The sequence below is a fragment of the Variovorax sp. MHTC-1 genome (assembly GCF_003984645.1).
Taxonomy (GTDB): Bacteria; Pseudomonadota; Gammaproteobacteria; order Burkholderiales; family Burkholderiaceae_C; genus Variovorax.
This window is the reverse complement of the sequence record NZ_RWKI01000034.1, coordinates 1-12,520: the sequence shown is the minus strand read 5'-3', so window position 1 is coordinate 12,520 and position 12,520 is coordinate 1. Positions and strand designations below refer to the sequence as shown.

Sequence of the window (12,520 nt, the reverse complement as noted above, 5' to 3'; positions counted from 1 at the left end):
CATGAAAAAGCCCCCCATCCGCGGGCGGAAGGGGGGCGATGGGTACCGGTCATGCCGGTGATGCTAACCAGTTATTTATTCGGTCGCGGCGCCTTCGCTGGCGTCGGCCGTGGTCGCATCGTCGGTCGAAGGGCTGGCAGCCAGGTCGGCGGCTTCCGCCTCGGCGATCGCGCGGCGCTCGGCCTCGTCCATCGCGTCCTTCACCTTGCGTGCCTGGTGGTACGCCATGCCGGTGCCCGCGGGAATCAGGCGGCCGACGATGACGTTTTCCTTCAGGCCGCGCAGCTCGTCGCGCTTGCCCATGATCGCGGCTTCGGTCAGCACGCGCGTCGTTTCCTGGAACGATGCGGCGCTGATGAAGCTGTCGGTCGACAGCGATGCCTTCGTGATACCGAGCAGCAGGTTGGTGAACGTCGCGGGCAGCTTGTCAGCGGCGCGCAGGGCGTCGTTGGTGTTGAGCATTTCGCTGCGTTCGACCTGTTCGCCGGCGATGTAGTTGGTGTCGCCCGGGTTCTCGACCACGACGCGGCGCAGCATCTGGCGAACGATCACCTCGATGTGCTTGTCGTTGATCTTCACGCCCTGCAAGCGGTACACGTCCTGCACTTCGTCCACGATGTAGCGCGCGAGTTCTTCGGAACCCAGCAGGCGCAGAATGTCCTGCGGATCCGCCGGGCCGTCGACCACGCTTTCGCCCTTGTTCACCACCTGGCCTTCGTGCACCAGGATGTTCTTCTCCTTCGGCACCAGGTCTTCCCAGACCTTGCCTTCGGGGTCGGTGATCTGCAGGCGGATCTTGCCCTTGGTCTCCTTGCCGAATGACACGGTACCGGTCATCTCGGCCAGCATGCCCTTGTCCTTCGGCGAACGCGCCTCGAACAGCTCGGCCACGCGCGGCAAACCGCCGGTGATGTCGCGGGTCTTCTGGCCTTCGACCGGAATGCGCGCCAGCACCTCGCCGGGGCCCACGTCCTGGCCGTCGCGCACCTGGACCAGCGCACCGATCGGGAAGCCGATCGTCACCGAGTGGTCGGTGCCGGGGATCTTGACCTCGTTGCCCGTGGCGTCGACCAGCTTCACCTGCGGACGCACGACCTTGGCCGCGCCGCGGCGCTTCGGATCGATCACCACCAGCGTCGACAGGCCCGTGACCTCGTCGACCTGCTTCGCAACCGTGAGGCCTTCCTCGACGTTTTCGAACTTGGTCTTGCCGGCGAACTCCGTGATGATCGGGCGCGTCAGCGGATCCCAGTTGGCCAGCACCTGGCCGGCCTTGACCTGCTGGTCGGCCTTGACCGCCAGCGTGGCGCCGTACGGCACCTTGTGGCGCTCGCGCTCGCGGCCGTGCTCGTCATGGATGACGATCTCGCCCGAGCGCGCGATCACGACCAGCTCGTTCTTGCTGTTGGTCACGTAGCGCATCGTGGCGTTGAAGCCGATCACGCCGTTGGACTTCGCCTCGACGCTCGAAGCCACCGCCGCGCGCGAAGCCGCACCACCGATGTGGAAGGTGCGCATCGTCAGCTGCGTGCCGGGTTCGCCGATCGACTGGGCCGCGATCACGCCGACCGCCTCGCCGTTGTTGACCAAGCCGCCGCGGCCGAGGTCGCGGCCGTAGCACTTGGCGCAGATGCCGAAGCGCGTTGCGCAGGTGAGTGCCGTGCGCACCTTGACTTCGTCGACGCCTTCGGCTTCGAGCACTTCGATCACGTCCTCGTCCAGCATGTCGCCGGCCTGGGCCAGCACGGCACGCGTCTCGGGATGCAGGACGTCTTCGGCCGCGGTACGGCCGAGGATGCGCTCGCGCAGCGACTCGATGACCTCGCCGCCCTCGACGATCGCGCGCATCGCTGCGCCTTCGTGCGTGCCGCAATCCTGCTCGATCACGACCAGGTCCTGGGTCACGTCGACCAGGCGGCGCGTCAGGTAGCCGGAGTTCGCAGTCTTCAGCGCGGTATCGGCCAGACCTTTTCGGGCGCCGTGGGTGGAGATGAAGTACTCCAGCACGTTCAGGCCTTCGCGGAAGTTCGCGGTGATCGGCGTCTCGATGATCGAGCCGTCGGGCTTGGCCATCAGGCCCCGCATGCCGGCGACCTGGCGGATCTGCGCGGCGGAACCGCGCGCACCCGAGTCGGCCATCATGTAGATGGAGTTGAAGGATTCCTGCTCCACTTCCTTGCCGTGGCGGTCGGTGACCTTCTCCTTCGAGAGCTTGGCCATCATGACCTTCGACACTTCGTCGCCGGCCTTGCCCCAGATGTCCACCACCTTGTTGTAGCGTTCGCCGGAGGTGACCAGGCCCGAGACGTACTGCTGCTCGATCTCCTTCACTTCCTTGGCGGAGCGCTCGATGATGCCGTGCTTCTCGGCCGGCACCAGCATGTCGTCGATGGCGATCGAGATGCCGGCCTTGGTCGCCAGGCGGAAGCCGTTCTGCAGCAGCTTGTCGGCGAAGACCACGGTCTCCTTCAGGCCGCACTTGCGGAACGAGACGTTGATGAGCTTGGAGATTTCCTTCTTCTTCAGCGCCTTGTTGATGTTCGAGAACGGCAGGCCCTTGGGCAGGATCTCGGACAACAGCGCGCGGCCCACGGTCGTATCGACGAGCTCGGTCCTGGGCGTGAACTCGCCCGATTCCTTGTCCTTCGTGTACTCGGTGATGCGCACGCTGACACGGGCGGTGAGCTCGACCACGTTGGCGTCGAGCGCGCGCTGCACTTCACCGATGTCGGCGAACACCAGGCCTTCGCCCTTGCCGTTGATGCGCTCGCGGGTCGTGTAGTAGAGGCCCAGCACGACGTCCTGCGACGGCACGATGGAGGGCTCGCCGCTGGCCGGGAACAGCACGTTGTTGGAGGCCAGCATCAGCGTGCGGGCCTCCATCTGCGCTTCCACCGACAGCGGCACGTGGACGGCCATCTGGTCGCCGTCGAAGTCGGCGTTGAAGGCCGCGCAAACCAGCGGGTGCAGTTGGATCGCCTTGCCTTCGATCAGGATCGGCTCGAAGGCCTGGATGCCGAGGCGGTGCAGGGTCGGTGCGCGGTTCAGCATCACCGGGTGTTCCTTGATCACCTCTTCCAGGATGTCCCACACCACCGGCGTGCCGGATTCGACTTCCTTCTTCGCCGCCTTGATAGTGGTGGCGATGCCCATGGCTTCGAGGCGCGAGAAGATGAAGGGCTTGAACAGCTCCAGCGCCATCAGCTTCGGCAGGCCGCACTGATGCAGCTTGAGCGTCGGGCCGACCACGATGACCGAACGGCCCGAGTAGTCGACGCGCTTGCCCAGCAGGTTCTGGCGGAAGCGGCCGCTCTTGCCCTTGATCATGTCGGCCAGCGACTTGAGCGCGCGCTTGTTGGCGCCCGTCATGGCCTTGCCGCGGCGGCCGTTGTCCAGCAGCGAGTCGACCGCTTCCTGGAGCATCCGCTTCTCGTTGCGCGCGATGATTTCCGGCGCCTTCAGCTCGAGCAGGCGGCGCAGGCGGGAATTGCGGTTGATGACGCGGCGGTACAGGTCGTTCAGGTCGGAGGTCGCGAAGCGGCCGCCGTCCAGCGGCACCAGCGGACGCAGGTCCGGCGGCAGCACGGGCAGCACGTCGAGCACCATCCATTCGGGCTTGATGCCCGACTTGCGGAAGGCTTCCAGCACCTTGAGGCGCTTAGAGTTCTTCTTGACCTTGACTTCGGAGCCGGTCAGGTCGCCACGCAGCTTCTCGATCTCGCTGTCGAGCTCGATGCCCATCAGCAGGTCCTTGATGCCTTCGGCGCCCATCTTGGCGATGAACTCGTCGCCGTATTCCTTGCGCTTCGCGTCGTAGTCGTCCTCGGACATGATGCCGAACTTCTTCAGCGGGGTCATGCCGGGGTCGGTGATCACGTAGGCTTCAAAGTACAGCACGCGCTCGATGTCGCGCAGCGTCATGTCGAGCACGAGGCCCAGGCGCGAGGGCAGCGACTTCAGGAACCAGATGTGCGCGCAGGGCGCGGCCAGGTCGATGTGACCCATGCGCTCGCGGCGCACCTTGGTCTGCGTGACTTCGACGCCGCACTTCTCGCAGATCACGCCGCGGTGCTTCAGGCGCTTGTACTTGCCGCAGAGGCACTCGTAGTCCTTGATGGGGCCGAAGATCTTGGCGCAGAAGAGACCGTCGCGCTCGGGCTTGAAGGTCCGGTAGTTGATGGTCTCAGGCTTCTTGACTTCGCCGAAGGACCACGAACGGATCTTCTCGGGCGAAGCCATGCCGATGCGGATGGCATCGAAATGCTCGTCCGGCGTGAATTGCTTGAACAGGTCGAGTAGCGATTTCATGTGACTCTTTCCTTTTTAATCAGTTGAGGACAGAGCAAAAATTGCTCTGCAATTCTTGGTCTGTCCCGCAAGGCCTCAAGACCGCTCCAGTTCAATGTCCAGGCCCAAGGAACGAATTTCCTTGACCAGCACATTGAACGATTCCGGCATGCCGGCTTCGATCGAGTGTTCGCCCTTGACGATGCTTTCGTACACCTTGGTACGGCCTTGCACGTCGTCGGACTTCACCGTCAGCATTTCCTGCAGCACGTAGGCGGCGCCGTAGGCTTCGAGCGCCCACACTTCCATTTCGCCGAAACGCTGGCCGCCGAACTGCGCCTTGCCGCCCAGCGGCTGCTGGGTGACCAGGCTGTATGGGCCGGTCGAGCGGGCGTGCATCTTGTCGTCCACCAGGTGGTGCAGCTTGAGCACGTGCATGTAGCCGACCGTGACCGGACGCTCGAACTGGTCGCCGGTGCGGCCGTCGAACAGGTAGGCCTGCGTGCGGGTGTCGGTCAGGCCCTTGGCCTTGGCGATCTCTTCCGGATAAGCCAGCTTGAGCATGCCGCGGATCTCTTCTTCCGAAGCGCCGTCGAACACCGGGGTCGCGAAGGGCACGCCGGTCGACAGGTTTCCGGCCATCTCGAGCACGTCGGCATCGCTCAGCTTGCTGAGGTCTTCCTTGCGGCCCGAGCCGTTGTAGAGCTGGTCCATGAACTTGCGCAGCTCGGCCACCTTGGCCTCGGCCTGCAGCATGTCGCCGATGCGCTGTCCGATGCCCTTGCCGGCCCAGCCCAGATGCACTTCGAGCACCTGGCCCACGTTCATCCGCGAAGGCACGCCCAGCGGGTTCAGGCAGATGTCGCACGGCGTGCCGTCGGCCATGTGGGGCATGTCTTCGACCGGAACGATCTTCGACACCACACCCTTGTTGCCGTGGCGGCCGGCCATCTTGTCGCCGGGCTGCAGACGGCGCTTGACGGCCAGGTAGACCTTGACCATCTTGAGCACGCCCGCGGGCAGCTCGTCGCCCTGCGTGAGCTTCTTGCGCTTTTCTTCGAACGCGAGGTCGAAGCTGTGGCGCGTCTGCTCGAGCGAGTTCTTGATCGACTCGAGCTGCGACGCCACGTCGTCGTCCGCCGGACGGATGTCGAACCAGTGGAACTTCTCGATCGACGAGAGGTACGCCTTGTCGAGCTTCGTGCCCTTGGCCAGCTTGTTCGGCCCGCCGTTGGCGGCCTTGCCGATCAGCAGCTTCTCGATCCGGTCGAAGGCGTCGGCTTCGACGATGCGAAGCTGGTCGTTCAGGTCGAGGCGGAAGCGCTTGAGCTCGTCGTCGATGATCTGCTGGGCGCGCTTGTCGCGCGTGATGCCTTCGCGGGTGAACACCTGCACGTCGATCACGGTGCCTTGCGAGCCCTGGTCGACGCGCAGCGAAGTGTCCTTCACGTCGGAAGCCTTCTCGCCGAAGATCGCGCGCAGCAGCTTCTCTTCAGGCGTGAGCGTGGTTTCGCCCTTGGGCGTGACCTTGCCGACCAGCGTGTCGCCGGGCTGCACTTCGGCGCCGACGTAGATGATTCCGGACTCGTCCAGGCGGTTGAGCTGCTGCTCGGCCAGGTTCGGGATGTCGCGCGTGATTTCTTCGGCGCCCAGCTTGGTGTCGCGAGCCATCACCACCAGTTCCTCGATGTGGATCGAGGTATAGCGGTCTTCGGCCACGACGCGTTCGCTGATAAGGATCGAGTCTTCGAAGTTGTAGCCGTTCCAGGGCATGAACGCGACCAGCATGTTCTGGCCGAGGGCCAGTTCGCCGAGGTCGGTCGACGCGCCGTCGGCCACGACGTCGCCCTTGGCGATCTTGTCGCCGCGCTTGACGATCGGGCGCTGGTGGATATTGGTGTTCTGGTTCGAACGCTGATACTTGATCAGGTTGTAGATGTCGACACCGACCTCGCCGGCCGCCGCTTCGGCATCGTTCACGCGCACCACGATGCGGGTGGCGTCTACATAGTCGACGATGCCGCCGCGGGTGGCCGTGACCACGGTGCCGGAGTCGACCGCGGAAACGCGCTCGATGCCGGTACCGACGAAGGCCTTTTCGGGGCGCAGCACCGGAACGGCCTGGCGCTGCATGTTGGCGCCCATCAGCGCGCGGTTCGCGTCGTCATGCTCCAGGAACGGAACCAGCGAAGCCGCCACCGACACGATCTGCGCCGGCGACACGTCCATGTATTGGACGCGCTCGGCGCTGACCAGGATCGATTCGCCGGTTTCGCGCGCCGACACCAGGTCGCCGGTCAGCTTGCCGTCCTTGTCGAGCGCGGCATTGGCCTGCGCGATCACGTACTTGCCTTCTTCGATGGCCGACAGGTAGTCGATGTCCATCGTGACCTTGCTGTCGACCACGCGGCGGTACGGCGTCTCGATGAAGCCGTACTCGTTCAGGCGCGCATAGAGCGCCAGCGAGTTGATCAGGCCGATGTTCGGACCTTCAGGCGTTTCGATCGGGCACACGCGGCCGTAGTGCGTGACGTGCACGTCGCGCACTTCGAAGCCGGCGCGTTCGCGCGTCAGGCCGCCCGGGCCGAGAGCCGAGACGCGGCGCTTGTGCGTGATCTCGGACAGCGGGTTGGTCTGGTCCATGAACTGCGACAGCTGCGAAGCGCCGAAGAACTCCTTCAGCGCGGCCGAGATCGGCTTGCTGTTGATCAGGTCGTGCGGCATCAGCGGCTCTTGCTCGGCCTGTCCCAGACGCTCCTTCACGGCCTTCTCGATGCGGGCGAGACCGGTGCGGTACTGGTTCTCGGCCAGTTCGCCGACGCAGCGCACGCGGCGGTTGCCGAGGTGGTCGATGTCGTCCACTTCGCCGCGGCCGTTGCGCAGGTCGACCAGGATCTTGACCACGGCCAGGATGTCCTCGTTGGTCAGCACCATCGGGCCGGTCGACTCGTCGCGGCCGACCTTGGCGTTGAACTTCATGCGGCCGACGCGCGACAGGTCGTAGGTGTCGGGGTTGTAGAACAGGCGCTGGAACAGGGCCTGCACCGCGTCTTCCGTCGGCGGCTCGCCGGGGCGCATCATGCGGTAGATCGCAACGCGGGCGGCGAACTCGTCCACCGTCTCGTCGATGCGCAGGGTCTGCGAGATGTACGCGCCCTGGTCGAGTTCGTTGGTGTAGATGGCCTGCACATCCTGCACGCCGGCGGCGCGCAGCTTCTTCAAGAGCGCTTCGGTCAGCTCGTCGTTGGCCTTGGCCAGGATCTCGCCGGAATCGGCATCGACGATGTTGCGCGCGATCACGCGGCCGACCAGGAAGTCTTCCGGCACGCTGATGTGCGTCGTACCCGTCTGCTCGAGTTCGCGCGTGTGGCGCGCGGTGACGCGCTTGTCCTTGGCGACCACGACCTTGCCGGACTTGTCGGTGATGTCGAAACGCGCGACTTCACCGCGCAGGCGCTCGGAGACGAACTCCATCTGCGCGCCGCTGTCCATCAGGCGGAAGTTGTCGTTCACGAAGAAGTTCGCGAGGATCGATTCCGGGTTCAGGCCGATGGCCTTCAGCAGGATCGTGACCGGCATCTTGCGGCGGCGGTCCACGCGGAAATACAGCATGTCCTTCGGGTCGAACTCGAAGTCCAGCCACGAGCCGCGGTAGGGAATCACGCGGGCCGAGAACAGGAGCTTGCCGGAGCTGTGGGTCTTGCCCTTGTCGTGCTCGAAGAACACGCCGGGCGAACGGTGCAGCTGCGACACGATGACGCGCTCGGTGCCGTTGATGATGAAGGAGCCCTTGTCGGTCATGAGCGGCACTTCGCCCATGTAGACCTCTTGCTCCTTCACTTCCTTGACCACCTTCGACTGCGAGGTCGAGGACTCGCGGTCATAGATGATCAGTTGCACCTTGGCGCGCACGGCCGAGGCGAAAGTCAGCCCGCGGGTCTGGCACTCGCGCACGTCGAAAGCCGGCTTCGCAAGGTTGTATTCGAGGAACTTCATCTCGACGAAACCGTTGTGCGAGACGATGGGGAAGGCAGCGTCGAACGCAGCCTGAAGACCTTCGACGGTACGTTTCTGGGGCGCGATGCCGGCTTGCAGAAACGCGGTGTACGCGTCTTTCTGCATCTGCAGCAGGTAGGGGATTTCGACGACGCTGTCGCGGTTACCGAAATTCTTTCGGATGCGCTTGCGTTCTGTGTAACTGTACGTGGACGTTTGGGCCATGAGAGCTCCGGAGCTTGAGATCTTCAGCGACTTGGTCGGGTGCTTGAGCACACGCTCCTTGGTGGCTGGCCACTACCAGCCCTGGCGGACGGCGATGCATTGCACATCACCCGAACCAAGGGGTCTTCTGCAGTCGGGGTCAGAAGACACTCAAAAACGTCTTGGCTTTTGCTTTTCCATCGACCTGATGGTCTCCGGGAAAGCCTTCGTTTGGCTTTTCCATCGACCTGAGGGTCTCCGGGAAAGCCGGCGCCAAGCCGGCTTTTGGGTGCGCTCTGAAAGCGGCAAAGGCTGGAGGGCCTTTCGGCACACTCCAGCCCTGCGGGAGAACCGAATTACTTCAGTTCCACCTTGGCGCCGGCGTCTTCCAGCTTCTTCTTGGCGGCTTCGGCGTCTGCCTTCGGCAGGCCTTCCTTGACGGCCTTGGGAGCGGCTTCCACCAGGTCCTTGGCTTCCTTGAGGCCCAGGCCGGTGATTTCGCGCACGGCCTTGATCGCCGACACCTTGTTCGCGCCTGCGTCGAGCAGAACGACGTTGAACTCGGTCTTCTCTTCGACGACGGCTGCAGCAGCGCCACCGCCTGCGCCGGCGGGAGCGGCCATTGCTGCGGCGCTCACGCCGAACTTCTCTTCGATGGCTTTCACCAGGTCGTTGAGTTCCAGGACCGTCATGCTGTCGAGAGCGGTCAGAAATGCGTCTTTATCGAATGCCATTTTTGATTCCTAAATAAGTTGGGTGAAAAGTCGCGCGCTTACGCAGCGGCTTCTTCTGCGGCGGGAGCTTCCGCCTGTGCTTCGCCACCACCACGCTTCTCGGCGAGCGCGGCCAGAACACGGGCCGTGCGCGAGATCGGGGATTGCATCAAGCCCAGCAACTGCGACAACAGGACTTCCTTGGAAGGGATGTTGGCCAGTTGCTTCACGCCCTCGACGTCCAGGGCCTTGCCACCGAAAGCACCGCCGCGAATTACCAGCTTGTCGTTGGTTTTCGCGAAATCGGCCACCACCTTCGCGGCAGCCACGGCGTCTTCGGAGAAGCCATAGATCAGCGGACCGGTCATCTGGTCGGACACGATCTCAAACGAGCTACCTGCGACAGCGCGGCGTGCCAGCGTGTTCTTGAGAACACTCAGGGTCACAGCCTTGCTGCGCGCATCGTTGCGCAGTTTGGTCATGTCGGCGACCGTGATGCCACGGTACTCCGCCATCACGAGCGTTTGAGCTTTTGCGGCGAGGCTGGTCACATCACTGATGACCGCTTCTTTCTCACTGCGATTCAGACTCAAGGTCTACTCCTTTTAATGCGTCCCTCGGCCGGAGCCTCGAGACGCGCTTCATGCAGCGACCAACTGTTTCGGAAACGAATTCCTCGCAGCGGGATCGCCATCTGCGCTGGCGATTAAGTGCAGGTTGCCCCGCACACCAGCGGTCTTGGATGGCCCGGGAAAGCGCTTGAACGCAGCCCCGACCCACCACATCGCCCCGTCGCCGTTTGACCGGCGATGGGGCAAATCCTTCACAAACTCAGGCCTGTGCGGCGATGGTTTGCGTGTCCACGCGGACACCCACACCCATCGTCGACGACACGGCCACCTTGCGCAGGTACACACCCTTGCTGGTGGCCGGCTTGGCCTTGACCAGCGCCTCGATCAGCGCCGCCAGGTTGCCCTGCAGCTTGTCGGTGTCGAACGAACGACGGCCGATCGTGCCGTGCACGATGCCGGCCTTGTCGACGCGGAATTGCACCTGGCCGGCCTTGGCGTTCTTGACGGCGGTCGCGACGTCGGGCGTCACGGTGCCGACCTTCGGGTTCGGCATCAGGCCGCGAGGACCGAGGATCTGACCCAGCGTACCGACCACGCGCATCGCGTCCGGCGCGGCGATCACGACGTCGAAGGGCATGTCGCCGGCCTTCACCATCGCAGCTAGGTCGTCCATGCCGACGATGTCGGCGCCGGCGGCCTTGGCTTCTTCGGCCTTGGCGCCCTGGGCGAACACGGCCACGCGCTTGGTCTTGCCGGTGCCGTTGGGCATCACGACGGCGCCGCGCACCACCTGGTCCGACTTCTTGGCATCGATGCCGAGCTGCACGGCCACGTCGATCGACTCATCGAACTTCGCGGTGGCGGCTTCCTTGACGATGCCGATCGCGTCGACGAGCGGGTACAGCTTGTTGCTGTCGACCTTGCCTGCCAGCGCCTTTTGCTTCTTGGTGATCTTGGCCATTTACACGCCCTCCACATTCACGCCCATCGAGCGGGCAGAGCCGGCGATGGTGCGAACCGCGGCGTCCAAATCGGCCGCCGTCAGGTCCTTCATCTTGGTCTTGGCGATCTCTTCGAGCTGGGCGCGCGTGATCTTGCCGACCTTGTCGGTGTGCGGACGGGCGGAACCCTTCTCGAGCTTGATCGCCTTCTTGATCAAGGTGATCGCCGGCGGCGTCTTGATGATGAAGGTGAAGCTCTTGTCGGCGAACGCGGTGATGACCACCGGCAGCGGCAGGCCCGGCTCGACGCCTTGGGTCTGCGCGTTGAACGCCTTGCAGAATTCCATGATGTTCAAACCGCGTTGACCCAGTGCTGGGCCGATCGGCGGCGACGGATTGGCTTTACCAGCTGGCACTTGCAGCTTGATGAAGCCGACGATTTTTTTCGCCATGCTTTTCTCCTTGCGGGTGATGACGCCTTGGCTTGTTCAGCCGCAGCTCCCCGGGGTTGACGACTCTCTCTTACTAAGGTCCACGCCGAGTCGAAGGAGCGCAAACCGAAAAAATCCAAGGCCAGGGCACCCGGCCTTGTTTACGTCTTTTCCACCTGGCTGAATTCGAGCTCCACAGGCGTCGCGCGGCCGAAGATCATGACCGACACGCGCACCTTGCTCTTCTCGTAGTTGACTTCCTCGACCGTGCCGTTGAAGTCGGTGAACGGGCCTTCCTTGACGCGCACGAATTCACCCACGACGAACTCGACCTTGTGGCGCGGCTTCTCGGTGCCCTGCTGCATCTGGCTGACGATGTCCTCGACCTCTTTCTGCGAGATCGGGGCCGGCCGGTTCTTCGCGCCGCCGACGAAACCGGTGACCTTGTTGGTGTGCTTCACCAGGTGCCAGCTTTCGTCGTCCATGATCATCTCGACCAACACATAGCCCGGGAAGAAGCGGCGCTCGGTGGTGCGCTTCTGGCCGTTCTTGATCTCGACCACTTCTTCGGTGGGCACCAGGATGCGGCCGAACTTGCTCTGCATGCCGGCGCGGTTGATGCGCTCGAGGATGTTGCGCTCCACGGCCTTTTCCATGCCCGAGTACGCGTGCACCACGTACCAGCGCAGATCGGGGTTGGCGGGAGGCGCCAGCAGGGAAGTGCTTTCCGGCGTGGTTTCGACAGCGTCGTCAGTCATTATTTTCTCCAGCCCAGAATGAGGTCGAAGAACACCCATTCGAGCGTCTTGTCGGTGAGCCAAAGGAAGAGGGACATGATCGCGACGAAGCCGAACACGTAGGCCGTCATCTGGATCGTTTCCTTGCGCGAAGGCCACACGACCTTCTTGACCTCGCGCCACGAATCGCGGCCGAAAGCCCACAGCTGACGACCGTTCTCCGAGCTCGCGAACGCACCGACAGCGGCGGCAAGGCCCACCAGCAAGGCGACCCACTGCACGATCGCGCCTTGGCGCGAGAGCAGGTAGAACGCCACGATGGCGCCCACCGCGAGCACGACAGCCACGGCCAGCTTGGCCTTGTCTGCGCCGGTACTCACGGTTTCGATTTGAGAAGTGGCCATCTTGGGCTAATTTCCTGCGGCCTTCCGGCCTTCAATTCCAACGCGCCTTCTTGAGACACCGAAGCCCGTCAGGCTATGACGGGCTTTTTCTGCCTTCCCGTCAGGCTATGACGGGCTTGTTTTTTCGAGAGCACCACCCTCAGGTGGCAGGGGCAGTAGGAATCGAACCTACAACCTTCGGTTTTGGAGACCGACGCTCTGCCAATTGAGCTATACCCCTATGCAATCCTTATAC

General features: G+C 63.6%; 8 protein-coding genes and 1 tRNA gene. All 9 read right to left on the bottom strand.

Translation table 11 applies throughout. The features are described 5' to 3' along the window. Positions 1–75 precede the first annotated feature (75 nt). The 9 genes from rpoC to EJI01_RS26710 all read right to left on the bottom strand — a co-directional run bounded on the left by rpoC (position 76) and on the right by EJI01_RS26710 (position 12,505). The gene (gene rpoC / locus EJI01_RS26750; RefSeq protein WP_126840150.1) at positions 76–4,308 is read right to left on the bottom strand and encodes a DNA-directed RNA polymerase subunit beta'; all 4,233 of its coding nucleotides are present in this window, start codon (positions 4,306–4,308) and stop codon (positions 76–78) included. A 75-nt stretch (positions 4,309–4,383) separates the two neighbouring features. After that, positions 4,384–8,508: a DNA-directed RNA polymerase subunit beta gene (gene rpoB, locus EJI01_RS26745; protein ID WP_126840149.1), complete on the bottom strand. Its 4,125-nt coding sequence runs from the start codon at positions 8,506–8,508 to the stop codon at positions 4,384–4,386. Positions 8,509–8,843: 335 nt separating this feature from the next. Continuing rightward, on the bottom strand, positions 8,844–9,221 hold the full coding sequence (rplL, locus tag EJI01_RS26740; protein ID WP_093111297.1) for a 50S ribosomal protein L7/L12: 378 nt from the start codon (positions 9,219–9,221) through the stop codon (positions 8,844–8,846). A 38-nt stretch (positions 9,222–9,259) separates the two neighbouring features. Continuing rightward, positions 9,260–9,793 (bottom strand): 50S ribosomal protein L10, encoded by a 534-nt coding sequence (gene rplJ / locus EJI01_RS26735; protein ID WP_126840148.1) that lies wholly within the window; start codon positions 9,791–9,793, stop codon positions 9,260–9,262. Between the two features lie 238 nt (positions 9,794–10,031). Further along, on the bottom strand, positions 10,032–10,733 hold the full coding sequence (gene rplA / locus EJI01_RS26730; RefSeq protein ID WP_126840147.1) for a 50S ribosomal protein L1: 702 nt from the start codon (positions 10,731–10,733) through the stop codon (positions 10,032–10,034). Continuing rightward, positions 10,734–11,165 carry a 50S ribosomal protein L11 gene (gene rplK, locus EJI01_RS26725; RefSeq protein ID WP_028252759.1) on the bottom strand — a complete coding sequence of 144 codons (432 nt, stop codon included), beginning with the start codon at positions 11,163–11,165 and terminating at the stop codon, positions 10,734–10,736. A 140-nt stretch (positions 11,166–11,305) separates the two neighbouring features. Beyond that, the gene (nusG, locus tag EJI01_RS26720) at positions 11,306–11,902 is read right to left on the bottom strand and encodes a transcription termination/antitermination protein NusG (protein ID WP_093111291.1); all 597 of its coding nucleotides are present in this window, start codon (positions 11,900–11,902) and stop codon (positions 11,306–11,308) included. Next, positions 11,902–12,285, bottom strand: coding sequence for a preprotein translocase subunit SecE (gene secE / locus EJI01_RS26715; protein WP_126840146.1), 384 nt, complete (start codon positions 12,283–12,285; stop codon positions 11,902–11,904). The genes nusG and secE overlap by 1 nt, the downstream gene beginning before the upstream one ends. Positions 12,286–12,429: 144 nt before the next feature. Next, positions 12,430–12,505 (bottom strand) — tRNA-Trp (locus tag EJI01_RS26710). Positions 12,506–12,520 lie beyond the last annotated feature (15 nt).